General features: G+C 66.4%; 20 protein-coding genes and 1 pseudogene. 11 read left to right on the top strand and 10 right to left on the bottom strand.

From position 1 onward, the window contains the following. Positions 1-93: 93 nt before the first annotated feature. On the top strand, positions 94-3,045 hold the full coding sequence (locus tag DIR46_RS25235) for a TonB-dependent receptor (protein WP_109347693.1): 2,952 nt from the start codon (positions 94-96) through the stop codon (positions 3,043-3,045). A gap of 84 nt (positions 3,046-3,129) precedes the next feature. Here DIR46_RS25235 and DIR46_RS25230 read toward each other — a convergent pair whose 3' ends face one another. Both DIR46_RS25230 and DIR46_RS25225 read right to left on the bottom strand, forming a co-directional pair. After that, entirely contained in the window at positions 3,130-4,095 is a 966-nt protein-coding gene (locus DIR46_RS25230; protein WP_109347692.1) for an IS1595 family transposase, read from the bottom strand. A gap of 123 nt (positions 4,096-4,218) precedes the next feature. Then, positions 4,219-5,091, bottom strand: a complete 873-nt coding sequence (locus DIR46_RS25225; protein ID WP_370659981.1) for an IS1595 family transposase — start codon at positions 5,089-5,091, stop codon at positions 4,219-4,221. Between the two features lie 323 nt (positions 5,092-5,414). On the opposite strand from DIR46_RS25225, the gene zwf reads away from it, so the two are divergent. Next, positions 5,415-6,893, top strand: a complete 1,479-nt coding sequence (zwf, locus tag DIR46_RS25220; RefSeq protein ID WP_109347690.1) for a glucose-6-phosphate dehydrogenase — start codon at positions 5,415-5,417, stop codon at positions 6,891-6,893. Between the two features lie 19 nt (positions 6,894-6,912). On the opposite strand, the gene DIR46_RS25215 is transcribed toward zwf, so the two are convergent. Then, positions 6,913-7,323, bottom strand: a complete 411-nt coding sequence (locus DIR46_RS25215) for a MarR family winged helix-turn-helix transcriptional regulator (RefSeq protein ID WP_229446415.1) — start codon at positions 7,321-7,323, stop codon at positions 6,913-6,915. Between the two features lie 102 nt (positions 7,324-7,425). Between DIR46_RS25215 and DIR46_RS25210 the strand changes: the two genes are divergently transcribed. Continuing rightward, positions 7,426-8,154, top strand: coding sequence for a siderophore-interacting protein (locus DIR46_RS25210; RefSeq protein WP_109347688.1), 729 nt, complete (start codon positions 7,426-7,428; stop codon positions 8,152-8,154). A gap of 75 nt (positions 8,155-8,229) precedes the next feature. Here the strand turns inward: DIR46_RS25210 and DIR46_RS26860 are convergent, their stop codons facing one another. Continuing rightward, positions 8,230-8,475: an SDR family oxidoreductase gene (locus tag DIR46_RS26860; protein ID WP_370659980.1), complete on the bottom strand. Its 246-nt coding sequence runs from the start codon at positions 8,473-8,475 to the stop codon at positions 8,230-8,232. Between the two features lie 62 nt (positions 8,476-8,537). After that, positions 8,538-9,482, bottom strand: coding sequence for a 2-hydroxyacid dehydrogenase (locus DIR46_RS25200; RefSeq protein WP_109347686.1), 945 nt, complete (start codon positions 9,480-9,482; stop codon positions 8,538-8,540). A 118-nt stretch (positions 9,483-9,600) separates the two neighbouring features. On the opposite strand from DIR46_RS25200, the gene DIR46_RS25195 reads away from it, so the two are divergent. The 5 genes from DIR46_RS25195 (at position 9,601) to DIR46_RS25175 (ending at position 15,313) form a co-directional block, all read left to right on the top strand. Continuing rightward, on the top strand, positions 9,601-10,758 hold the full coding sequence (locus DIR46_RS25195) for an acetyltransferase domain-containing protein (protein ID WP_109347685.1): 1,158 nt from the start codon (positions 9,601-9,603) through the stop codon (positions 10,756-10,758). A gap of 116 nt (positions 10,759-10,874) precedes the next feature. Continuing rightward, a complete protein-coding gene (locus DIR46_RS25190) occupies positions 10,875-12,089 on the top strand; it encodes an alpha/beta fold hydrolase (protein WP_229446414.1) in 1,215 nt (404 codons plus the stop codon). A gap of 193 nt (positions 12,090-12,282) precedes the next feature. Next, on the top strand, positions 12,283-13,686 hold the full coding sequence (locus tag DIR46_RS25185; protein ID WP_229446413.1) for an APC family permease: 1,404 nt from the start codon (positions 12,283-12,285) through the stop codon (positions 13,684-13,686). A 50-nt stretch (positions 13,687-13,736) separates the two neighbouring features. After that, positions 13,737-14,336, top strand: a complete 600-nt coding sequence (locus DIR46_RS25180) for a class I SAM-dependent methyltransferase (protein ID WP_109347683.1) — start codon at positions 13,737-13,739, stop codon at positions 14,334-14,336. Between the two features lie 89 nt (positions 14,337-14,425). Then, positions 14,426-15,313, top strand: a complete 888-nt coding sequence (locus tag DIR46_RS25175) for a LysR family transcriptional regulator (RefSeq protein ID WP_109347682.1) — start codon at positions 14,426-14,428, stop codon at positions 15,311-15,313. A 22-nt stretch (positions 15,314-15,335) separates the two neighbouring features. Here DIR46_RS25175 and DIR46_RS25170 read toward each other — a convergent pair whose 3' ends face one another. Continuing rightward, positions 15,336-15,737 (bottom strand): RidA family protein, encoded by a 402-nt coding sequence (locus DIR46_RS25170; RefSeq protein WP_109347681.1) that lies wholly within the window; start codon positions 15,735-15,737, stop codon positions 15,336-15,338. 251 nt (positions 15,738-15,988) lie between these two features. Between DIR46_RS25170 and DIR46_RS25165 the strand changes: the two genes are divergently transcribed. Together DIR46_RS25165 and DIR46_RS25160 are read left to right on the top strand one after the other, a co-directional pair. Beyond that, a complete protein-coding gene (locus tag DIR46_RS25165; protein ID WP_109347680.1) occupies positions 15,989-18,211 on the top strand; it encodes a TonB-dependent siderophore receptor in 2,223 nt (740 codons plus the stop codon). A gap of 125 nt (positions 18,212-18,336) precedes the next feature. Further along, positions 18,337-19,404, top strand: coding sequence for an SDR family oxidoreductase (locus DIR46_RS25160; protein ID WP_109347679.1), 1,068 nt, complete (start codon positions 18,337-18,339; stop codon positions 19,402-19,404). Positions 19,405-19,408: 4 nt separating this feature from the next. On the opposite strand, the gene DIR46_RS25155 is transcribed toward DIR46_RS25160, so the two are convergent. From DIR46_RS25155 to DIR46_RS25140, 4 genes and pseudogenes are all read right to left on the bottom strand, one after another. Next, a complete protein-coding gene (locus DIR46_RS25155; protein ID WP_109347678.1) occupies positions 19,409-20,056 on the bottom strand; it encodes a PqiC family protein in 648 nt (215 codons plus the stop codon). Then, positions 20,056-21,665, bottom strand: a pseudogene (locus DIR46_RS28010) (PqiB family protein). Before DIR46_RS28010 ends, DIR46_RS25155 begins: the two are co-directional and overlap by 1 nt. Next, entirely contained in the window at positions 21,658-22,944 is a 1,287-nt protein-coding gene (locus DIR46_RS25145; protein ID WP_109347677.1) for a paraquat-inducible protein A, read from the bottom strand. Before DIR46_RS25145 ends, DIR46_RS28010 begins: the two are co-directional and overlap by 8 nt. Positions 22,945-23,044: 100 nt before the next feature. Then, positions 23,045-23,494, bottom strand: coding sequence for an autotransporter outer membrane beta-barrel domain-containing protein (locus tag DIR46_RS25140; RefSeq protein WP_109347676.1), 450 nt, complete (start codon positions 23,492-23,494; stop codon positions 23,045-23,047). A 122-nt stretch (positions 23,495-23,616) separates the two neighbouring features. On the opposite strand from DIR46_RS25140, the gene DIR46_RS25135 reads away from it, so the two are divergent. After that, the gene (locus DIR46_RS25135; protein WP_109347675.1) at positions 23,617-23,862 is read left to right on the top strand and encodes a hypothetical protein; all 246 of its coding nucleotides are present in this window, start codon (positions 23,617-23,619) and stop codon (positions 23,860-23,862) included. Positions 23,863-23,885: the final 23 nt, after the last annotated feature.

Raw genomic sequence — 23,885 nt, 5'->3', positions numbered from 1 at the left:
CCACCGGATCAACTCCGGGGTCGCCACATAATCACAAAGTAGCGGCGGCGGACATGTTCATAGTCCACCGGATCAAAAACGCATGGAGACAAGATGAACCACAATCCCCACCGCGCAGTCCTGCGCAAACTCACCCTTTGCCTGCTCGGCACCGCCTCGGTGTCGGCCCTCTCGCTCGGCCCGGCGTTTGCCCAGGAAGTCGCAGCCACGCCAGCCGGAGCCGAAACGGCCACTGCGCAAACCGTGGTCGTGACCGGCCTGCGCGCCTCGCTGGAGAGCGCGCTCAACGCCAAGCGCCAGGACAACGGCATCGTCGACGTCATCAAGTCGGAAGACATGGGCAAGTTCCCGGACACGAACCTGGCCGAGTCGCTGCAGCGCGTGCCCGGCGTGGTGATCGACCGCGATGCCGGCGAAGGTCGCAGCATCACGGTGCGCGGCCTGGGCCAGGACTTTACGCGGGTGCGGATCAACGGCATCGAGGGCCTCGCCACCACCGGCGGCACCGACAGCTCGGGCGGCACCAACCGCGGCCGCGGCTTCGACTTCAACGTGTTCGCGTCCGAACTGTTTTCCGCCCTGACGGTGCGCAAGAGCTCTTCGGCCGATGTCGACGAAGGCTCGCTCGGCGCCACCGTCGATCTCCAGACCCTGCGCCCGTTCGACCTGCGCGGCTTCAACGCCACCGTCGCCCTGAAGGGCAAATACAACGACGGCTCGGAGAAAACCGACCCGCGCGCGGCCTTCATGGTCTCGAACACCTTCTTCGACCGCAAGGTCGGCGTGCTGTTCTCGGGCGCCTACTCCAAGCGCCGGGTGCTGGAAGACGGTTTCAGCACCGTGCGCTGGGATAATGGCCCATCGTCGGGTGGCTGGTGCGCGCCGCAAGGCATGGCCGCCAATCCGAGCAACTCGACGGCGACCACCTGCGGCCCGGCCGCGCAAGGCGCCGAGCGCCTGCCAGGCACGCCCGAGAACATCGCCGCCTACAACGCCGCCAGCAACCCGAACAACTTCCATCCGCGCCTGCCGCGCTACGGCCGCCTCACGCACGACCAGGATCGCCTGGGCCTGACCGGCTCGGTGCAATGGCGTCCGCAACGTGGCACCCTCCTGACCTTCGACATGCTGTATTCGAAGCTCGATGCGACCCGCCAGGAAGACTTCCTGCAGGCGACGTCGTTCAGCCGCAGCGCCAGCCAGGGCGGTAAGCCGCAGGTCGGCGTGCTCGAAGCGCAGTACGCGCCGAACGGCTCGCTGCTGTACGGCCGCTACAACAACGTCGACATCCGCTCCGAGCAGCGCTTCGACGAGCTGAAGACCACCTTCACCCAGCCGACGCTGACCCTGGAACACAAGCTCTCCGACACCTGGAGCATGAGCGCCAAGTATGGTCGCGCCGAATCCAAGTTCCGCAACCCGATCCAGACCACGGTCACGCTCGACGCCCTGAACGTGGATGGCTACAGCATCGACTTCCGCGGCGACAGCCGCCGTCCGCTCATCAGCTATCCGTTCGACGTTAACGGCGGTCCGCTGGGCCTGATCGGCGTGCCGCAGGTCGCCAGCGGTGCCCAGCCGACGACCGTGCCGAACACCACCACCAGCGAGATCCGCATCCGTCCGCAAGGCACCGACAACGTCAACAACGTCGCCCAGTTCGACCTGGCCTGGGAAGCGAGCGACAACCTGACCTTCAAGGGCGGCGTCAACAGCAAGAAGTACACGTCGGACACCTATGAATTCCGCCGCGTGAACCAGAACGACACGATCTTCGCGCCGCCGGCCGGCGCCACCGGCCTGACCTCGAACATGACCGGCTTCGGCAGCCAGCTCGGCATGCCGGCGGGGAACCCGACCGGCTGGGTGATGCCGAACCTGGCGGCCATCGCCGCCGCCTACGACATCTATTGCAACTGCATCAAGAGCGGCCCTGCCGGCGGTCCGGGCGACTTCACCCTGTCGTCGATCGAGAACGGCAATGCGCGCGGCAACAACCGTTCCGTCACCGAGAAGAGCGACGGCGTCTACCTGATGGGCGAATTCCGCTACGATATGTGGAACATCCCGCTGCGCGGCAACGTCGGCGTACGCTACGTGAAGACCGACCTGGAGACCATCGGCTACCAGGCGGCCGGCGGCGGCACCCAGGTCAAGGTCAACCACGACTACACCGACACCCTGCCGTCGTTCAACCTGACCGCCAACGTGACCGACGAGTTCATCGTGCGCTTCGGCGCGGCCAAGGTGATGACCCGTCCGCAGCTGGGCTTTCTGTCGCCGGGCGGCAGCATCGCCACCACCGGCAACCTGTCGATCAACTCGGGCAACCCGTTCCTGAAGCCGTTCCGCGCCAAGACCTTCGACAGCAGCTTCGAGTACTACTTCGCCAACAAGGCCTTCGTCGGCCTGGGCCTGTTCCAGAAGAACATCGACACCTATATCCAAAGCCTGCGCACCAACGTGGCGTTCAAGGATTCGGGCCTGCCGCTGTCGCTGCTGCCGGCCAACTTCACGGGCGAGGAAGTGTTCCAGCAGACGCTGCCGGTCAATACCGACGGCGGCAAGCTGAAAGGCTTCGAGATCAGCTACCAGCAGCCGTTCACCTTCCTGCCGGGCTGGGGCAAGAACTTCGGCACCCTGCTGAACTATACCAAGGTGAGCTCGAAGATCGAGTACCTGGTCTCGCCGGCCGGCGGCGCCACCATCACCGACGACCTGCTGAACCTGTCGCCGAAGTCGTGGAACGCCACCTTCTTCTATGACGACGGCAAGTTCAGCGCGCGCATCTCGGGCGCCAAGCGTTCGGGCTTCGTGACCCGCGTGCCGGGCCAGAACAACAATGACGTCGAAGGCAAGAACGAAACGTTCAACGTCGACCTGTCGCTGTCGTACAAGGTCAATGAAAACCTCGAGTTCACGCTCGAAGGCGTCAACCTGACCAACGAGGAAAACGACCAGTTCATCAGCCGCCAGCGCGACAGCGTGGTGGTGAACAACGTGACCGGGCGCGAGTATCTGTTCGGCCTGCGCTACAAGTTCTAAGCATCTTCTCTTGGTGGCTTTCAGGCCCGCGCTTGCGCGGGCCTTTTTTGGCTCTGTTCGCGTTATTTCGTCACCTGGTTCTGTTCAGTCTGCTTTGACGGCAGTCATCAGTAATTGAGCCGGCGTCGCTAGACTGCCCGCATCAAGCACCCGCCGCCAGCCCGAGTAATGGATCAGATAACGGCTGGCGATGCCATGAAAACGCACCAGCCAACGCTTGAAGCGGCTGTGCCAGCCGTTCACGTGGTTCAGGTGGAGCGCGCCGCGCGCCCGTTCGCCGGCGCGCAGGTTGATGAATTCGTGGGAAATGCCATGGCGCCTGGCGAAACCGCGATAGACGATGGCGCCATCGCTGATCAGGAGCGAATCCGGCGCCAGCACCGGCCCCAGGCAACGATCGAGCCAGACTCCTGAGACCGGACCGCGTCCGCAATGGAAATCGAGCACCGCACCGCCGCGTTCGCACGCAACCAGCAGGCAATCATGGTCGCGGCCGATCCCGCGGTGCCTGGCCACGCCACCCCGCCGCCGCGCCGGCCGGGTCAGCTTGCGTGATCCTTTTTGCGATTCAAGCAAGTATGTTTCATCCGCTTCGACCAAGCCCGACAGGCGCGCCGCGCGCTCGTGCGTGAACCCGGCCACCATCCGGTGACGCCAGCGAAAACTGGTGGTGCGGTGCACCTGGACCGCCTCGGCGCTGGCGCGCACGGTCCGCGCATCCAGCAGGCACTGAAGATAAGTGAGCCAGTGCTCTTTCTTGCGCAAGTGAGCAAGCCGGGTGCCGCTCAGGGCGTTATAGCTGCGCCCGCACGCCAGGCAGCGCCAGCGCTGCAGGCCGCTGGCGCGTCCGCAGCGGTGGGAACGCGTCCCGCCGCAGCGAGGACAGCACTTCCCGACCGCCGCCTGTTCGATGAGCGCGATGCAATTGGCTGCGCCATCGGCTGCATCGTCGGCCATGGCCAGGAATGCACGCAGCTGGGAGCGTGCCTGATGGTCCAGCGGGATGCCGCGCAGGGCGGCAAACAATGCATCGAAATCCAGACTGTCCACGGCCGCCTCTTCGGGATGACTCGACAGTACTGAGACCGGGCCGGACGGGCAAGGTTCGCTGAAATAACGCGAACAGCGCCCTTTTTTTGGCTCTGTTCGCGTTATTTCGTCACCTGGTTCTGTTCAGTCTGCTTTGACGGCAGTCATCAGTAATTGAGCCGGCGTCGCTAGACTGCCCGCATCAAGCACCCGCCGCCAGCCCGAGTAATGGATCAGATAACGGCTGGCGATGCCATGAAAACGCACCAGCCAACGCTTGAAGCGGCTGTGCCAGCCGTTCACGTGGTTCAGGTGGAGCGCGCCGCGCGCCCGTTCGCCGGCGCGCAGGTTGATGAATTCGTGGGAAATGCCATGGCGCCTGGCGAAACCGCGATAGACGATGGCGCCATCGCTGATCAGGAGCGAATCCGGCGCCAGCACCGGCCCCAGGCAACGATCGAGCCAGACTCCTGAGCCCGGACCGCGTCCGCAATGGAAATCGAGCACCGCACCGCCGCGTTCGCACGCAACCAGCAGGCAATCATGGTCGCGGCCGATCCCGCGGTGCCTGGCCACGCCACCCCGCCGCCGCGCCGGCCGGGTCAGCCTGCGTGACCCTTTTTGCGATTCAAGCAAGTATGTTTCATCCGCTTCGACCAAGCCCGCCAGGCGCGCCGCGCGCTCGTGCGTGAACCCGGCCACCATCCGGTGGCGCCAGCGAAAACTGGTGGTGCGGTGCACCTGGACCGCCTCGGCGCTGGCGCGCACGGTCCGCGCATCCAGCAGGCACTGAAGATAAGTGAGCCAGCGCTCTTTCTTGCGCAGGTGAGCAAGCCGGGTGCCGCTCAGGGCGTTATAGCTGCGCCCGCACGCCAGGCAGCGCCAGCGCTGCAGGCCGCTGGCGCGTCCGCAGCGGTGGGAACGCGTCCCGCCGCAGCGAGGACAGCACTTGCCGACCGCCGCCTGTTCGATGAGCGCGATGCAATTGGCTGCGGCATCGGCTGCATCGTCGGCCATGGCCAGGAATGCACGCAGCTGGGAGCGTGCCTGATGGTCCAGCGGGATGCCGCATAGGGTGGCAAACAATGCATCGAAATCCAGACTGTCCACGGCCGCCTCTTCGGGATGACTCGACAGTACTGAGACCGGGCCGGACGGACAAGGTTCGCTGAAATAACGCGAACAGCGCCCTTTTTTCGATTTGCTGCCCGTCCACCCACCGATGACGGCAAGCTTGCCGCTTTTGCCAGACTTTATTCGGTCATGTAAGCTACAATCGAAGACCATATCAGGCGAGCGCACGACGCAAGCGATCTATACAACCTGTCAGCGAAAGAGACATGAGCACCTCGAACGAGCAAGCGAATCAGCACAATGAGGGACTACCCCTCGACATGACCATCTTCGGCGGCATGGGCGACCTCGCCATGCGCAAGCTGCTGCCGGCCCTGTACATGGCCTTCCTGCACGGGAACCTGCCGCCGTCGACCCGCATCCTGTCGACCGGCCGCCAGGATTACGATCGCGCCGCCTATCTGGCCTTCGTCGAGGAACATTCGCGCTCCTTCATCAGCGCCGCCAATTTCAACGAAAAGAGCTGGGCCGGATTCCTCGACCTGCTGGTCTACGTGCGCCTGGACGTCTCGAGCGCCGAGGTCTTCGACACGCTCAGGGAAGCTTCGCGCGACGGCGCCCAACGCGTGTTCTACCTGGCCACCGCGCCCTCGCTGTTCACCACCATCTGCGACAAGCTGGCCGCCACCGGTTTGGTCGACGCCAATGCGCGCGTGGTGCTCGAGAAACCGCTGGGCCGCGACCTGGCTTCGGCGGTCGAGATCAACGAAGCGGTCGGCAAGCACTTTGCCGAATCGCAGATCTACCGCATCGACCACTACCTGGGCAAGGAGACGGTGCAGAACCTGATGGTGCTGCGCTTCGGGAACTCGATCCTGGAGCCGCTGTGGCGCGCGCCGAACATCGCGAGCGTCCAGATCACGGTGGCCGAGGAAGTGGGCGTGGGCAGCCGCGCCGGTTTCTACGACAGCGCCGGCGCGATGCGCGACATGGTGCAGAACCACCTGATGCAACTGCTGTGCATCGTCGCCATGGAGCCGCCAACCTCGCTGTCGCCGGACGCGGTGCGCGACGAGAAGCTGAAGGTGATCCGTTCGCTGCGCCGCATGTCCCTGGCCGACATCGCGCGCGACACCGTGCGCGGCCAGTACAGCCGCGGCGTGAGCGGCAACCAGGAGGTCAAGGGCTACCACGAAGAAAGCAACGTTCCTGCCAACAGCCATACCGAGACCTTCGTGGCCCTGCGCGCCCACATCGATACCTGGCGCTGGTCGAAGGTGCCGTTCTACCTGCGCACCGGCAAGCGCATGGCGCGCCGCTCGTCCAAGATCGTGATCGAGTTCGCCAATCCGCCGTTCCCGCTGTTCCCGGAAACCCCGGGCGGCGTCGCCAACCGCCTGGTGATCGAACTGCAGCCCGAAGAAGCGATCAAGCTGCAGCTCTTCGCCAAGCAGCCCGGCAGCGGCATGCAGATGCAGCAGGTCGCGCTCAACCTCGACCTGCAGTCGGCCTTCCAGCAACGCCGCGCCGAAGCCTATGAGCGCCTGCTGATCGACGTGGTGCGCGGCCGCCTGACCCACTTCATGCGCCGCGACGAGCTGGAAGCGGCCTGGGAATGGGTCGAGCCGATCATCAACGGCTGGGAAACCCTGAACGAGAAGCCGCATCCGTATGCGGCCGGCTCGTGGGGGCCGGCGGAATCGTTCGCGCTGCTGGCGCGCGACGGGTTCGGCTGGGTCGAGTAATGCCCGATCGAGCGGGCGGCTAGTCCGCCCGCTTTTCTTCCAGATTGGCGCGCACCCGCGCCAGCAGCGCCATCAGCTGGGCTCGTTCATCGTCGGACAGCCCGGCGAGCGCATCTTCCCCCAATGCGCCGCTCTGGCGATGCAGTCCCGCAAACACCTCCTGTCCGGCCGCGCTGAGTGTCAGCCGCGTGCTGCGCCGGTCCTGCTCGTCGGCCGCCGCCTCCAGCAGCTGCGCTTCGCGCAGCGCCCGGATCAGGCGCGCCACCTGGCCCTTGTCCCTGCCCGAATGCGCCACCAGATCGCTCTGCGTGGCGCCGGGGTGGCGGGCAAAGTAACCGAGCGCCTTCAGCTCCATATGCGCCAGCTCGTGCCCACCGCTGCGCAGGCCGCGCAACTGCCTTGACCGAAAAAGATGCACGATCGCGTGCATCGTCTCCAATGGATCGTCCGCACGACTGCCGTGAATTTGGTTGACTCTATCAACTTCTTTTCGCATAATGGTGGATACTATCAACTAATTCTGGAGTGTAGCATGGTTGAATCCCACATTCCCACCATTGAGCGCGTCCGCCACGACCTCAAGATGCGCGAGGTCGAAGTCGCCCGCATCGAGCGTCTCAGCCCCGGCTTCGCCAGCATCACCTTCAAGGGCGCCGCACTGTCGGATTTCACGTCCCTGTCCTTCGACGACCACGTCAAGTTCATGTTCGACGATGCGGGCGGCCGGCAGGTTCGGCGCGACTATACGCCACGCCGCTTCGACCGCCAGGCCTGCGAGGTCGACCTCGAGTTCGCCCTGCACGGCCATGGCGGCGCGGCCGAGTGGGCGCGCGATGCCAAGCCTGGATCGCAAGCCATCATTGGCGGCCCGCGCGGCTCGATGATCCTGCCGCTGGAGATGGACTGGCACCTGCTGGTGGGCGACGCCAGCGCGCTGCCGGCGGTGACGCGGCGCCTGGAAGAATTGCCGCCAGCGGCCCGGGTCCAGGCCGTGCTGCTGGTCGATGCGGACGATCGCCGCGAGTTCGCCACGCAAGCCAATGCGGACGTGCAATGGGTGGCGTCGAGCCAGCAATTACTGCAGGCGCTGAAGGATCTGCCATTTCCGGGCGGCGCCGGCCTGGCATGGGGCGGCGGCGAGGCCGCGTTGATGGCACAGGTGCGCCAGCTGTTGATCGACAAGGGCCTGCCGCGCCAGGCCGCACGGATCTCGGCCTACTGGAAGCGCGGCGTGGCCGATCACCACGAACATCTGGAGTGAGCGCAGTCCAGCCGCTCTTGAGCTTCGTCAGACAGCCTTGAAACCGCCGTCCACGACCAGCTCTTCGCCTGCCAGCTACCGGCTCTCGCTCGAGGCCAGGAACTTCACGGCAGCTGCGATGTCGTCAGGCTCGCCGATCTGCCGGAACGGCGCCGGTTGCGTCAAGCCTTCCCCGGCGCCTGGATTGTCATTCGGGCAGGTCTCCGTCGCCGGCGTGATGATCATGCCGGGCGAGACGACATCCACGCGCACTCCCTGCCCCTTGAGATAGTGGCCCAGGTGCGCGCGAGCGAAAGGATGGCCGCTTTGATGGCGCTGCACATCGACAGCACCGGAAATCCATCCGGCCACGCGCCTGACAGGCCGGGCCGGGGCCCGCACTGCTACCGCACGGGCGTCGGCAACGGCTCGCCGTTGAAATGGGCCAGCAGATTGGCCACCGCCAGCCGCCCCATCGCGCGCCGCGCCTCCACGGTGAAGCTGCCGACGTGGGGTGTGAGCACCACGTTATCGAGCGCGAACAGCGCCGCCGGCACGTTCGGCTCATCCTCGAACACGTCGAGTCCCGCGGCGCCGAGCCGGCCGTCCTGCAGGGCCGCAACCAGCGCCGCCTCGTCCACCACCGAACCGCGCGCGATGTTCACCAGCGTGCCTTCCGGACCCAGCGCCTCGATCACGTCCAGCCCGATCATGTGCCGGGTTTCCGGGCCGCCCGGCATGCACAGCACCAGCATATCGCTAGCCTCGGCCAGCGCCAGCAGCGAGCTGCTGCGCCGTTCGGGCGCCGGCCCCGCGCTGCGCTGGTAGTAGCGGATCTCCATCCCGAAGCCCTGCAAACGCTGCGCCACCGCCTGGCCGATGCGGCCGAAGCCGACGATGCCCGCCACCTTGCCTTTCAGGCTGCGCGCCTGGGTCAGTGGCCCCTTGGCCGGCCACGCGCCGGCGCGCACGTAGCGGTCCAGCAGCGGCAGGCGGCGCACCGCCGACAACAGCAGGGTGACGGCGAAATCGGCCACGTCGTCGGTCAGCACGTCGGGCGTGTTGGTGACGTGGATGCCCTTGTCCGCAAGCAGCGCCAGCGGCACCGCATCGACACCGACGCCGTGCACCGACACGATCTCGAGCCCCGGCAGCCTGGCCACCAGCTCCGGCGTCACGCCGAGCGTGCCGGTGGTGAGGACGGCGCGGATGCCGCCGGCGATTCGCTCGAAATCCGGGTCTCCGGCGACCGGAATCGCCGGCACGAAATGGCACGCGAATGCCTGTTCCACCTGCGCGCGCACCTCTGGCGACCACACGCTGCCCAATACGAGAATCTCTGGTTTCATCGGTAAATACCCTGCCCTGTAACTGACTACGGATGGATCGAGTATGCCAGAGGAGCAAGCCGCGCGCCGGCCGCCGTTCTTTTGCCGGCGAACGGCTTCCCGTACAATCCCGACCGATATGAATACCCGTACCGCCTCCCTTCCGCTCCACGGCGCGAGCGAGCGCATCGCCTCCATCGACGTCGCCCGCGGCCTGGTCATGCTCCTGATGACGGTGGACCACGTCCGCGAGACCTTCTTCCTGCAGCACAAGGTCGGCGACCCGATGGACGTGACTGCGACCGATCCCGGCCTGTTCTTCTCGCGCCTGGCCGCCCATTTCTGCGCGCCGATGTTCGTGTTCCTGACCGGCCTGTCGGCCTGGCTGTACGCCAACCCGGCGAGCGGGCCGCGCAGCGCCACGGGGTTTCTGGCCAAGCGCGGCGCCTTCCTGATCCTGCTCGAGATCGTCGTGATCAACTTCGCCTGGACCGGCAGCTTCACGCCGCATACCGTCTACCTGCAGGTGATCTGGGCCATCGGGCTGTCGATGCTGGCGCTGGCCCTGCTGCATCGCCTGCCCCTGGCGCTGCTGGCGGCGTTCGGCGCCGTCATCGTCATGGGCCACAATGCCCTCGCCGGGCTGTCGTTCGAGCCCGGCTCCTGGCTTGCCGCCGCCTGGACCATCCTCGAGCAGCGCGGGTACCTGCTTGACGACCCGGTGCGGGTGCGCATCAGCTATCCGCTGCTGGCCTGGATCGGCGTGATCCTGCTGGGCTATGCCTGCGGCCCCCTGTATGCGCGCGCCACCGATCCTGCGCTCCGGCGTCGCCGGCTCGTCGTGGCCGGCCTGGCCTGCCTGGCCCCGCTGCTGGTGCTGCGCACCTGGAACATCTATGGCGAGACCCTGCCATGGGCGCCGCAGGACGCCCTGCTGCGCAGCGCGATGTCGTGGCTGAACTTCACCAAGTACCCGCCCTCGCTCGACTTCCTGCTGCTGACCCTGGGCATGGGCCTGCTGGTGCTGGCCTGGATCGAGCGGGGCGACGCCGGCTGGATGCGGGCAGCCGCGGTGTTCGGTGGCGCGCCGCTGTTCTTCTACATCCTCCACCTGTACCTGTTGCTGGCTGCGCAAAGGATCGCGGCCGGCGCGCTCGGCGTGCCGCGGGCGGATTTCACGCATGTATGGCAGGTATGGCTCGGCGCCGTCGTGCTGGCGGCGCTGCTGTACTGGCCGACGAAACGCTTCGGCCGGTACAAGCGCGCCAGCGGCAAGGCCTGGGTCAAGTATCTGTGAGCATGGTTCGATTCCGGTCGGCTATATCTATTCGTCCAAAGTTATACCTGGCGCAAACAGGATGGCGATTCGCAGCGTGCGCGGTTGGAGCCGGGCAGTAGTTGGCGTAGAGTCTCGTGATCGCCAATTCGACGGGATCGCCATTCATGTACGCCAGCAACTGGAACCACCTCGGGGCCTTCGGAGACCTCGGAACGCAGGGCCTCAAGCAGATGGACCGCAGCCGCCAGGCGCGCGGCAAGATGCTGGATCGCGCCGGTTACGGACCGCAGCCTACCCCGTCGACCGTGATCCTCGAGCAGCCCGGTCTCCAACTGCACCGCTACCAGGGCACCCCCGGCGGCGGCCCGGCGGTGCTGCTGGTGCCGGCGCCGATCAAGCGCGCCTATATCTGGGACCTGGCGCCCGACATCAGCGTGGTGCAGCGCTGGAGCGAACGCGGCTACCGGGTCTACCTGGCCGAATGGCTGCCGATGCCGGATGACGACGGCGACGTCGGCCTGGACGACTATGGCGACCGCATGCTGTCGGCCTGCCAGCAGGCGATCATGGAAGACAGCGGGCACGAGCGGCTGACGATCGTCGGTCACTCGCTGGGCGGCATCCTGGCCGCCATCTACAGCTGCACCCATCCCGAACGCGTGGCCGCGACCATCCTGCTCGAGTCGCCGCTGCACTTCGAACAGGCCAGTTGCTGCTTCTCGCCACTGGTCAACGCCACCCCGCACGCGCGCGGCATCGCCGACGCCTTCCGCCACGTGCCGGGCGTCTACCTGAACCTGATGAGCGCCATGGCCGAACCGCAGGCCTTCCAGTGGGAGCGCGTCGCCGACCGCTGGCTGTCGCTGCTCGACCCGAAGGCGCTGGCCACCCATATGCGGGTCGAGCGCTGGACCCATGACGAATTCCCGCTGCCCGGCCGGCTGTTCACCGACATCGTCGAGTCGCTGTACCGCAACGATGAATTCATGCAGGGCCGGCTCGACATCAAAGGCCGCACGATCGGCCCGCGCGACCTGCGCGCGCCCCTGCTGTGCGTGGTCGACTTCCACAGCAAGGTGATTCCGCCCGAATCCGTGCTGCCCTTCCACGAAGCCGCCAGCAGCGAACGCAAGCGCGTGCTCGAATACCAGGGCGACGTCGGCGTCAACCTGCAACATGTCGGCGTGCTGGTCGGCCGCAACGCCCACGCCGCGATCTGGCCGGCCATCTTCGCGTGGCTTGGCTCGCCCGCGCCGGCAAATGCATCGAACGAGGGTCGCAGGCCGGCGCTGCCGGCGGGTGTGGCCAACGCCGGGACCGATACCAGGGCATCCCCGGCAGCCGACTAGTGGCATGGCGCGGCGCTCTGCCGCGCCAAACTGTATTTATCTTTATAGCAATGCAATCGCGCGCCATCCGCTCTGCGGTCTGGATAACATCCAGTACCGAAGAGCGGGTGAGCGGTAGTGTCTTGACAGGCTCCCCATGTGCAACCAAGCGCGACACGGCCCTCGGCCGCCGGCGTGCCCACCCGATCACGACATGGATGCCATAGAAGCGGAACGCACTGTCTCAGCCCCTCACGACACCCGACCGCGCCCCACCATCGGCCTGCGCGAAGCGGTCGCGGTCATCGTCGGCGTCGTGATCGGCGCCGGCATCTTCAAGGCTCCGTCCCTGGTCGCGAGCATGAGCGGCAGCGCGACTGCCATGTTTACCCTGTGGATCATGGGCGGCGTGGTCTCGCTCATCGGCGCCTTGTGCTACGCCGAGCTGACCACCTCGTACCCGCATGCCGGCGGCGACTACCACTACCTGCACCGCGCCTACGGCCGCTCGGTCGCTTTCCTGTTCGGCTGGGCGCGCTTCTCCGTGATCACCACCGGCTCGATCGCGCTACTCGGTTTCGTCTTCGGCGACTACATGCAGCAGGCGATTCCGCTGACGATGCTGCCGGCCGGCTGGGGCAGCACGGTATATGCCGTCGCCGTGATCGCCGGCCTGTCGGCGCTCAACCTGCGCGGCATCCGCACCGGCGCCGGCACCCAGACCTTCCTGACGGTCGCGGAGATCCTCGGCCTGCTGCTCATCGTCGGCGCCGCCGCGCTGTTCACCGATCCGGCGCCCGCGCCTGCTGCCACCGCAACGGCCGTCGGCGCGTCCGGCCCGACGGCCGCCGCCCTCGGCATGGCGATGGTCTTCGTCCTGCTCACCTATGGAGGCTGGAACGAGGCCGCCTACATCAGCGCCGAGATGCGCGGCGGTCCGCGCGACATGGTCAAGGCGCTGACCATGGGCATCGTCATCATCACCGTACTCTACCTGATGGTGACCTGGGCCTATTGGAAGGTGCTCGGCATGGACGGCATGTCCGCTTCCGACGCTGTCGCGGCCGACGTCATGAAGGTCGTCTTCGGCCCGGCCGGCGAAAAAATCATCTCCGTGCTGGTCGCGATCTCCGCCCTCACCTCGATCAACGCCACCATGATCGTCGGCGCCCGCACCAGCTACGCCATGGGCCTCGACTGGAAAAAGCTGGGCCGCCTGGCCGAGTGGGACAACGAGCGCGGTACGCCGACGGTCGCCATGACGGTGCAATGCGTGGCGGCCCTGGCCCTGGTGGCGACCGGCGCCGCGCTGGGCGGCGGCTTCAAGTCGATGGTCGAATTCACGGCGCCCGTGTTCTGGCTGTTCTTCCTGCTCACCGGCATCTCGCTGTTCGTGCTGCGCCGGCGCGAGCCGAACGTGCCGCGTCCGTTCAAGGTGCCGCTGTATCCGGTGCTGCCGCTGCTGTTCTGCGCCAGCTGCGCGTATATGCTGTGGTCGAGCTTGTCGTATGTGTACAGCCAGCAGCTGGGCGGCCTGAACGCCGCCTGGATCGGCGTCGCCGTGCTCGCTATCGGCGTCGTGCTGTTGCTGCTGCTGCGCTCGAAGAGCGATCGATAATACCAACCGTTTCATCCCCCAAGACCAAACCTGACCAAGGAGCTGTGTTGATGAACCTGCAACCTCGCCGCCGTACCCTGCTGCTGTCGACTGCCGCCGCGACCGGCCTGATGATGTTCCCGTTCGGCCGTGTGTTGGCGCAGGCCACCGCCGCCACCGCCGCCACGCCGCGACTCGACGTGCCTTACGTCCCGACCCCGCAAGAGGTGGTCGACAAGATGCTCGACCTGGCCAGGGTCGGCAAGAAAGACACCCTGTTCGACCTGGGCTGCGGCGACGGCCGCATCGTCGTCACCGCAGCCAAGGAACGCGGCGCGCGCGGCACCGGCATCGACATCGATCCGACCCGCATCGCGGAAGCCAAGGAAAACGCCAAGAAGGCCGGCGTATCCGACCGCGCCCAGTTCCGCGTCGGCGACCTGTTCAAGACCGATTTCTCGACCGCCACCGTGGTGACCCTGTACCTGCTGCCGACCATCAACGCCAAGCTGCGGCCGCAACTATGGAAGCAGCTCAAGGTCGGCACGCGCGTCGTGTCGCATGCCTTCGACATGGGATCGGAATGGCCGGCCGAAAAGACGGTCGAGGTGGATGGCCGCACGATTTATTATTGGACCATTACCGAGGCGAACAAGAAGGAAGTGGCTTGAGCCAGCCTTACCCATCGCAGGTGGGCCACTATTATCCAGTCTGATGGATAATAGTGGCCCATGAACTTCTCCGTATTGGTCGTCTTCGCATGAACCAGCTGCTCGCCATGCGCGCCTTTGTCCGTGTGATCGACACCGGCTCATTCAGCCGCGCCTCCGACCAGCTGGGCATGCCGCGCTCCACCGTCAGCAAGCTGGTCGGCGACCTCGAGACCCATCTCGGCAACAAGCTGCTCCACCGCACTACGCGTACGGTAGCCGCAACCGCGGAAGGCGCCGAATACTACCAGCAAGCAAGCCGCCTGCTCGTCGACCTCGACGCGATGGACCACGCCATGCGCGGCCAGAAACGCAAGCCCCGCGGACATCTCCGGATCGACGCCCCGGCCTCGTTCGCGACCTCGCTCCTGATTCCCGCACTGCCCGCCTTTCACCGCGAATACCCGGACATCACCCTGGCGCTCGGCATCAGCGACCGCCCCGCGAATATCGTCGGCGAAGGCGTCGATTGCGTGATCCGCGCCGGCGAAGTGCAGCAGATGTCGATGGTCGGCCGCAAACTGCTCGACTTGCGCTACGGCACTTTCGCTTCACCCGCCTATCTCGAACGGGAGGGCACGCCACGTACACCCGCCGACCTCGATCGGCACGTACGCCTGGGTTACTTCTTCGCCGCCACGACAAAGCCGAATCCGCTGGTCTTCGAGCGCGGCGACGAACGGTTGGATATCGAGGCCAGCGAATTGTCCACCAACGACGGCAATGGCCTGCTGGCATTGCTGCGGGCCGGCATGGGCATCGGCCAGCATTTCAGGCGGATGGTGCAGCCGGCGATCGACGCCGGCGAGCTCGTGCCGATCCTGCAGGAATGGAACCGGCCCGCCATGCCCTTCCACATCCTGTACCCGCCGAACCGGCACCAGAACGCCCGCCTCACGGTGTTCGTCGACTGGCTGATCGACACCTTCCGCGATTGACGCCGTCCCGGCGCCAGGATGATTACTCGATGATCGCGGTCACCCGGATCTCGATCCGCATCTCCGGAGCGCCGAGCTCCGCCACACCCAGCTCGGTCCAGATCGGCGCCCGATTCGGCATATACTGGCGAAACAGCCTTGCCATCGTCTCGTTGGTCTCGGGAGGAAAGCCGCCCACGTGATAGGAGTTCACGTGGATCACGTGCTCCCAGGTGGCGCCGGCCGCAGCCAGCACGCGTTCGACGTTCTTGAAGGCCAGTTCGATCTCGTCCTCGAGCCGTGCAGGAAACTGCAGGTCGTCGGTCCATCCGCCCTGGCCCGAGATCTCGACGCGGTTGCCGACCTTCACGGCCTGCGAATAACCCAGCTTCTTGTAAAACATCTCGCCATAACCCGGGGTCACGAAGAATTCCGGTTTGTCCATGTATTTGCCCTTTCGGTTTCTGAAGTGACGCCAGCTTAGCCGCTTCCAGCGTCCGGATACAGAGCGGTTTCCTGCCAATACCATCCACCCAGCTGCACAATCTGCGGAATGTCGGCCAATGCAACGTTCATACATTGACATACATAGATGAGAATCGTTATCATTCGTAGTCGTATTCAGTTGTCATAGGCAGACGTGTGCGCTTCGAGCGCTGGTCCGCCACCCACTCATCGTTAAAAACAGGAAAAAAGATGGAAAAGCAGGTCAGCGCCAACGGAAGCCGTAAATTGAAGACCCTGACGGTCTGTGTGGGCCTCGCGCTCCCGTTCGTCGCTCAAGCGCAGTCCACCGAGGCCAGCAACACCGCCGCCGGCACCACCTCGATGCCCCAGGTGCAGGTCCAGGCCCAGAAGCTCGCCGACGACGTCGGCTCGTACACCATCGGCCGCACCCGTACCGCGACCCCGCTCGACATGTCGCTGCGCGACACTCCGCAATCGGTCTCGGTCATCACCCAGCAACGTATCGAAGACCAGAACCTGGCGACCATCACCGATGTGGTCAACAACGTCACCGGCGTCTCGGTCAACCAGTACGAGACCCACCGCGGCAGCTTCACTTCGCGTGGCTTCGAAGTCACCAACCTGCAGATCGACAATATTCCCACGACCTGGGACGCGCAATGGAGCGCGGGCGAGGTGCTGGGCAGCCTGGCGCTGTACGACCGCGTCGAAGTGGTGCGTGGCGCGACCGGCCTGATGACCGGCGCCGGCACCCCGTCGGCGGCACTGAACCTGGTGCGCAAGCGCGCCTTCAGCAAGAAGCTGGCCGGCTCGGTCGAAGCCACCGTCGGCCGCTGGGACAAGCGCCGCATCGTGGCCGACGTCTCGACCCCGCTGAACGAATCGGGCAGCGTGCGCGGCCGCTTCGTCGGCGAGTACGGCGAAGCCGACAGCTGGATCAGGAATATGGAGAACAGCGACCGTACCTACTACGGCACGATCGAAGCCGACATCGGCCGCGACGGCACCTTCTCGGCCGGCTTCAGCCGCCAGAAGATGAGCCCGCGCGCGCCGATGTGGGGCGGCCTGCCTTACCGCTTTACCGACGGCTCGGTCATCCCCGAAGACCGCTCGCTGACGACCGGCGCCCCGTGGGCCGGCTTCGACAACCAGTACGACAACTTCTTCGCCGACTACGAACACCGCTTTGCCAACGGCTGGAACCTGCGCTTGACCTATACCGACGCCACCCGCGACGGTGATTCGCGCCTGCTGTACCTGTCGGGCGTGCCCGACCGCGCCACCGGCTCCCTCTTTGCGTTCGCCGGTTCCTACGTCATCGAAACCAAGCAGAAGGACTTCGGCGTGCACGCCAGCGGTCCGTTCTCGGCGTTCGGCCGCGAGCACCAGGCGGCCATCGGCTACCTGCATGCCAAGACCGATTTCACCTCGAACAACCGCCTGGCCAGCTTCCCGACCACGGCCGACGGCTTCGCGCCATCGGTGACCGGCTTCCCGCAATGGGATCCGGCCAGCTACCCGACGCCGGTGTGGGGCCCGCAGGGCTTCTACGAAGGCAATGAAGTCACCCAGCAAGGCCTGTACGGCATGGCGCGCTTCTCGGTCACCGACCGCCTGAAGGCGATTGTCGGCGCCCGCGTGACCAAGTACGAGAAGACCGGCGGTCTCGCCGGCGCGGTTCCTTACCTGCTCAAGTACGACAACGAAATTACCCCGTACGCCGGCCTGGTGTTCGACCTGAACGACACCTACTCGCTGTACGCCAGCCACACCAGCATCTTCCAGCCGCAGAACAACAAGGATTTCGCCGGCAACCTGCTCGACCCGATCGAAGGCAAGGCCAGCGAAGCCGGCATCAAGGGCGAATTCTTCGACCGCCGCGTGAACGCCGCGCTGTCGGTGTTCCACCTCAAGCAGGATGGCCTGGCGCAGCGCGCCGGCGAAGTTGACCGCGACGGCGCTGGCCCGCAACTGCCGGAGGCCTACTACCGCGCGGTCGACGGCGCCACCAGCAAGGGCATCGAGCTGGACGTCTCGGGCGAGATTATCTCAGGCCTGAACGCGAGCATCGGCTACGCGATCTACCGCGCCAAGGACGAAACCGGCGCCGACTTCAACGCGATCTACCCACGCAAGACCCTGCGCGCCTTCGCGTCCTACCGCCTGCCGGGCGCGTGGAGCAAGCTGACCGTCGGCGGCGGCGTCAACTGGGAAGGCAGCACCTACACGATCGACGGCACCGTGGCTCCGGGCATCGACGGCCGCATCGAGCAGGATTCGTTCGCCCTGGTCAACCTGATGGCGCGCTACGACTTCACCAAGCAGCTGTCGGCCCAGCTCAACGTCAGCAACGCGACCGACGAGACCCACTTCGCGATGTTCTCCGCGTTTAACCAGATCACCTACGGTGCGCCGCGCAACGCCTCGCTGACCCTGCGTTACCGCTTCTGATGTCCTGACGCGTTGACCCGGACGGGGCGCCGCAGCGATGCGGCGCCCCGTTTGCTTTGGGCCTGCAACGTCGATTTCCGCCAGCCGGTAGAATGAGGTCCAATTGTCACATCGGGAGGAAACACATGAAACGAACCGCACTGGTCGTCGGCGTCACCGGCATCGGCGGCAACCACGTGGCACGCGAACTGCTGGCCGGGGGCTGGGACGTGGTCGGCCTGTCGCGCCGCGCACCGCAAGACCTGCCCGCCGTGCGCCACGTGGCCGCCGACCTGCTCGACCCTGCAGCACTCGGCGCCGCGCTGGCCGACGTCGAACCGACCCACGTCTTCTTCACCACCTGGATGCGCCAGGACACCGAGGCCGAAAACATCCGCGTCAACGCCGCCCTGGTGCGCAATCTGCTCGACGCGCTGGCGCCGAAGAAGAGCGTGCGCCACGTGGCGCTGGTGACCGGCCTGAAGCACTATCTCGGCCCGTTCGAAGCCTATGCCAGTTCGGGCACCCTGCCCGACACCCCGCTGCGCGAAAGCCAACCACGCCTGCCGCTCGAGAATTTCTATTACGCGCAGGAAGACGAAGTCCATGCCGCGGCCGAACGCGACCGTTTTACCTGGACCGTGCACCGTCCGCACACCGTGATCGGCCTGGCGGTCGGCAATGCGATGAACCTGGGCACCACCCTGGCCGTTTACGCGACCATCTGCAAGGAGACCGGTCGTCCGTTCCAGTTCCCGGGTTCCGACGTGCAGTGGAATGGGCTGTCGGACGTCACCGATGCGCGCATGCTGGCCAAACAGCTGGTCTGGGCGGCGGATACCGACGCCGCCCGCAACGAAGCCTTCAATATCGTCAACGGCGACGTCTTCCGCTGGAGCTGGCTGTGGCCAAAACTGGCGGCGTTCTTCGGCGTCGAGGCGGCGGGCTTTAACGGCGCCATCCAGCCATTGGAGGCCGCGATGGCGAACGACCACGCGCTGTGGCGCGAGATCGCCGCGCGCCACGGCCTGATCGAGGCCGACCTGGATCGCCTGGCTTCGCCCTGGCATACCGACCTCGACCTGGGCCGGCCGCTGGAGGTCATGACCGACATGGCCAACAGCCGGCGCCTGGGCTTCAGCGCCTGGCAGGCCACCGACGATTCGTTCTACGACCTGTTCGCGCGCCTGCGCGCCGAACGCCTGATCCCCTGATCCCTCAGCCGGCCGGGCAGGCCGGAGCGCGCCCGTCAACCTGGGACCGCACCGCCTGCGCGATCGTGGCCGAGAGCTTGTCCAGCGCCGCCCGGTGGCCCGCCACCAGGGCGTCGTGGCCCATCCCCACCGGTTCCTGGAACACGCTGCGGCAAGTCTGCATCTGGCCGCCAGGCTGGCTGCCATCGAGCCGGCGCACGCTCCACACCACATCGAGCAGCGCGAGGCTCCCGGGGCGGGATTCGAAACGCTGGACGTCGGCGCCGATCCGGTACAGCGTGCTGCCGTCCGGCGCCGCGCTGCGGTAGACGTCCACCCCGCCCAGCCGGGCCGCGATCCCGAGCGACAGGCTGTTGCCGATCTCCTCGGCCAGCGGCCCGGCCCAGCGGTGGTGCTCTTCGAGATCGATCGTGCCTTCGCCGGTACTGACCACCATCTGCGGCCGGCGCAGCTGGGCCGGCACCGTCACGGGCCGCATCTCGAAGTACAACGGCGCGGCGCTGACCGCCGGCGGCGTGGCCGCCGCCGGGCCGCCGCCCAAGGTATAGAAGCGGTCGACCGGCGCGCTGCCGCAGCCGGCAAGGGCTGCCGCGATCGCGGTGGCGGCAAACAGGCGGCCAGGGCCGGGATTAAGGCTGGCAAGCGGCATCATCAATTCTTCTCCTGGGGTTTGCCGCGGATGATCGACTGCGGATTACGTTCGAGGTAGTCGGCCAGCGCATTGAGCTTGGCCATCGTGTCCGACACTTCCTGCAATGCCTGGCGCAAGTCGGACTGCAGCGGCGAATCCTGCGCCAGCAGGTTTTCGGCGCGCGCAAAGGTGCCTTTAGCGGCGCTGAGCGTGCCCGTCATCTCCGGCAGCACCTGGCCTTCGAGGCGCTCGAGCGTCGCATTCGCCTGCGCCAGCGTGCGGTTCAGGTTGGCACCGATCTCGTCGAACGGCACCTTGTCCAGCTTGTTGGCGATGCGCGCCACCTGGCTTTGCAGCTCATCGAGCTGGCCCGGCACCGTCGGCAGCACCACCAGCTCGCCTTGCTGGCCGATCGTGGCCTTGGCCGCGTTGGGGAAGAAATCGAGCGCCACGTACAGCTGACCGGTGAGGATGTTCCCGTTGCGCAGCTGCGCGCGCAGGCCGCGGCCCACCATCATGCCCATCATGTCCTTGCCCTCGCGGCCCTGGTTCAGGGCGTTCATGAAGTCCTGGCCCAGGCGGCCCGGGTACATGTCGATCGTCACCGGCATATTGAAGCGGCGGCGCTCGCGGTCCCATTCGATGCCCACGCTGCGCACCTCGCCCAGCGCCACGCCGCGGAAGTCGACCGGCGCGCCCGGCGCCAGGCCGCGCAGCGTCTGGTCGAAGTACAGCACCGCGCTGGTGGCCGGGCCGTCCGGCGGGCGCAGGGCAGCGGCGCGGTCTTCGGCCAGGCGGTAGCGGCTGCCCGCCGGGCGGGCGCGGCCGGCTTTTTGCCGTCGGTCGATTCAAAGGCGATGCCGCCGGTGGCCAGCGCCGCCAGCGATTGCGTATTGAGCTTCAGGCCGCTCGCGTCCAGGCGCAGGTCGACCCCGCTGGCATGGTACCAGCGCGTGTCCGCCCCGACGAAACCGATATACGGCTGCTCGACGAACACCGACATGTCGATGCCCTGGCCGGCCTTGTCCAGTTCGACCTTCGCCACCTGGCCGACGCGCACGCGCCGGAAGTAGACTGGCGAGCCGGGCGCCACCGAGCCCAGGGTGTCGGCGTGCAGCAGGTATTCGCGGCCCTTCAGGCCGATCGGGATCGGCGGCGCCGTCTCCAGGCCGGTGAAGGCGTTGCTGGAATCCTCGGACGTGCCGGGCGCGGCGCCGATATAGGGGCCGGACAGCAGGGTGCCGAGTCCCGACACGCCGCTGGCGCCGATCTGGGGGCGCACCACCCAGAAGCGCGAATCCTTGGCGGTGAAGCGGCCCGCCTCCTTGGCCATCTCGATCTTGGCCACCACCCGGTTGCCGTCCTCGGCCAGGGTCACCGACACCACGCGGCCGATGTCGACGTCCTTGTACTTGACCCGGGTGGTGTTCGCCTCCAGGCCTTCGCCGGTCGCGAAATAGACGTACACCGTGGGGCCCTTGTTGGTCACCCATTGGACCACCTGCCAGGCGCCAATGATGGCCGCCAGCAGCGGTATCAGCCAAATCAGCGACGGCAGCCAGCGGCTCGGGCGGTCGACGTCGGGCGAGCTGGGCCCCTGCGGCGGTCGTGCGCCGTCCGGTTCAGACATGTCGTTCTCCATTCGATTCAATAGGGTCCCAGATCAGGCGCGGGTCGAACTGGTGCGAGGCGACCATGGTCAGGATCACCACGCAGCCGAAAGCGATCGCGCCGGGGCCGGCGGTGATCGTGGCCAGCGCGTCGAAGCGCACCAGGGCCACGGTCAACGCGACCACGAAGATGTCGAGCATCGACCAGCGGCCGACGAATTCCACCACCCGGTAGGCGCGGGTGCGGGCCAGCGGCGCCGCGCGCGAGCGCAGCTGGGCGGTGGCGTTGAGCCAGGCCAGCGCCACCAGCTTCGACACCGGCACCACCACGCTGGCGATGAAGATGATGATGGCCAGGCCCGGCGAACCGGTGTTCCAGAACAGCAGCACGCCGCTCATGATGGTGTCGCCCTCGGCGCCGCCGCCGATCATGCGCGAATACATCACGGGCAGCAGGTTGGCGGGAACGTAGAGCAGCGTGGCGGCGGCAAGCATGACCCAGGTCCAGCCGATGCTGTTCGGGATCCGGCGGTGCAGCGCGGCGCCGCAGCGGCGGCAGTGGCAAACGCCGTCCTTCGCGCGCTGCCAGGGGTGGCCGTTGACCAGGCCGCAGGCGCGGCAGGCTACGAGGGTGTCCGGCGCATGGGCGACGGCGTCTGCCCCGGCCTCCTGCCGCGGGCGCGGCGCCAGGCGATCGGCCAGCTCCCACAGCGCCTTCGGTTCGTAGCGCATCACGAGCGCGCACAGGATGGTGAGTACGCCGAAGGCGAACAGCCCCGGATGCGGCACCACCCGCGCCAGACTGGTCATCTTGATGACCGTGATCAGGATGCCAATCATCAGCACCTCGGTCATGGCCCAGTAGCGCGCGCCCTGGACCACCCGCAGCACCAGGTGAAATCCGGGAACGCGCCGGCCGCGCCGCAGGCCGATGGCGACGTACAGCAGCGCGCCCAGTTCCAGTCCCGGGAAGACGATGGCGCACAACAGCACCATGGCCGCGACCACCTGCATCCCCGCGTTCCACAGCACGCCCACCGCCTGCAGCAGAGTTGCGCCGGTCGCCATGCCGCCCAGTTCGAGCGTGACGATCGGGAAGCTCTGGGCCAGCAGGTAGACCAGCACGGCGCCCATGGTCAGCGCCACCAGCGAGTCGGCACGACGCAGCGGCCCGCCGGCATGCCAGCGGTACAGCTCGTGGCGGCAGCGCGTGCAGCGCGCGCGCTCGCACGAGTTCAGCGGCTCCCGGTGGTAAAGGCAACCGCAATCATGACAGCCGATCAGATGCTCCGCGCTCAATCGTTCTCCTCGCTCCGCTACATTAGTGCTTTCGCACTATGTATTATGACCGGAAGCAATTGAGCGTGTCTTTTCGGTTGAATCGCGCGGTTTCCGTGTATCAGAAGCGCACCTTGACGAAGGCCGACGGTCCCTTCAGCTTCAGGTCGAGGTCGGCGGTGCGGTCGCCGTTGCGGTGCAGGTCGATCTTCTGCACGTTGTAGTCGAGCACCAGGCCGACATTCTTGTGCGGGAACCATTCGACGCCGACGGCGCCGTTCCAGATATGGCCCTCGATCGTGCCGCCATTCTTCTTGATGCCCGAGGCGTCGACGTAGAAGCGCCATTGCTCGTTCAACTGGTGGCGCCATGCCAGCTCGACGGTTGGCGCCCAGACGCTGTCGCTGCCCTCGGCCGAACCGCTGAACGAGTAGTTCTCGACCGGATTGGAGGCGCTCAGGTTTGCCTCGGCCGAACCCGAGATCTTGGCGCGCAGGTAGGCCGCGCCCAGGCCCACGCCGAAGGCGTTCTTTTCCTTGCCCATCCACCATTTGTAGGCGAAGCGCGCCATTTCCAGGCGCAGGTCGGCGTCGGCGGTGATGGTGCCGCTGACCGGACGGCCTTCGTAGACGGTGTCGCCGCTGGCGCTGCCGGCCAGTCTTCGTCGAAGCGGAAGTAATCGAACGACAGGCCATGGCTGTCGCCGATCAGCATCTCGGCCTTCACGCGCGGCAGGGTGACGTCGTCGATTTTTTCGTCGGGCGTGTCGACGCGGCCGTAGCGGGTGTCGCCGCCCAGATGGATCTTCGGCTCGGCATAGAAGGCGCCGGCGGAAATGCTCATGCGATCGAGGGCCGGCGACTGCTGGGCCTGGGCCATGCCGGCGCTTGCCGCGCCAGCAGGATGGCGCCCTTCAGGGCAATGACGAGTGTGGTGTGAATGGTGCGCGGCGCGTTGCGGGA

Source organism: Massilia oculi, assembly GCF_003143515.1.
GTDB classification, from domain to species: Bacteria; Pseudomonadota; Gammaproteobacteria; order Burkholderiales; family Burkholderiaceae_D; genus Telluria; species Telluria oculi.
This window is presented reverse-complemented; position numbering and strand designations above follow the sequence as displayed.

What these genes read in the sequence shown, in the direction of transcription:
- DIR46_RS25235 (WP_109347693.1), top strand. Translation starts at nt 94, where the DNA reads ATGAACCACAATCCCCACCGCGCAGTCCTGCGCAAACTCACCCTTTGC.
- DIR46_RS25225 (WP_370659981.1), bottom strand. Translation starts at nt 5,091, where the DNA reads ATGGCCGACGATGCAGCCGATGCCGCAGCCAATTGCATCGCGCTCATC.
- zwf (WP_109347690.1), top strand. Translation starts at nt 5,415, where the DNA reads ATGAGCACCTCGAACGAGCAAGCGAATCAGCACAATGAGGGACTACCC.
- DIR46_RS25215 (WP_229446415.1), bottom strand. Translation starts at nt 7,323, where the DNA reads ATGCACGCGATCGTGCATCTTTTTCGGTCAAGGCAGTTGCGCGGCCTG.
- DIR46_RS25210 (WP_109347688.1), top strand. Translation starts at nt 7,426, where the DNA reads ATGGTTGAATCCCACATTCCCACCATTGAGCGCGTCCGCCACGACCTC.
- DIR46_RS25200 (WP_109347686.1), bottom strand. Translation starts at nt 9,482, where the DNA reads ATGAAACCAGAGATTCTCGTATTGGGCAGCGTGTGGTCGCCAGAGGTG.
- DIR46_RS25195 (WP_109347685.1), top strand. Translation starts at nt 9,601, where the DNA reads ATGAATACCCGTACCGCCTCCCTTCCGCTCCACGGCGCGAGCGAGCGC.
- DIR46_RS25185 (WP_229446413.1), top strand. Translation starts at nt 12,283, where the DNA reads ATGGATGCCATAGAAGCGGAACGCACTGTCTCAGCCCCTCACGACACC.
- DIR46_RS25180 (WP_109347683.1), top strand. Translation starts at nt 13,737, where the DNA reads ATGAACCTGCAACCTCGCCGCCGTACCCTGCTGCTGTCGACTGCCGCC.
- DIR46_RS25175 (WP_109347682.1), top strand. Translation starts at nt 14,426, where the DNA reads ATGAACCAGCTGCTCGCCATGCGCGCCTTTGTCCGTGTGATCGACACC.
- DIR46_RS25170 (WP_109347681.1), bottom strand. Translation starts at nt 15,737, where the DNA reads ATGGACAAACCGGAATTCTTCGTGACCCCGGGTTATGGCGAGATGTTT.
- DIR46_RS25165 (WP_109347680.1), top strand. Translation starts at nt 15,989, where the DNA reads ATGGAAAAGCAGGTCAGCGCCAACGGAAGCCGTAAATTGAAGACCCTG.
- DIR46_RS25160 (WP_109347679.1), top strand. Translation starts at nt 18,337, where the DNA reads ATGAAACGAACCGCACTGGTCGTCGGCGTCACCGGCATCGGCGGCAAC.
- DIR46_RS25155 (WP_109347678.1), bottom strand. Translation starts at nt 20,056, where the DNA reads ATGATGCCGCTTGCCAGCCTTAATCCCGGCCCTGGCCGCCTGTTTGCC.
- DIR46_RS25140 (WP_109347676.1), bottom strand. Translation starts at nt 23,494, where the DNA reads ATGGCGCGCTTCGCCTACAAATGGTGGATGGGCAAGGAAAAGAACGCC.
- DIR46_RS25135 (WP_109347675.1), top strand. Translation starts at nt 23,617, where the DNA reads ATGGCTGTCGCCGATCAGCATCTCGGCCTTCACGCGCGGCAGGGTGAC.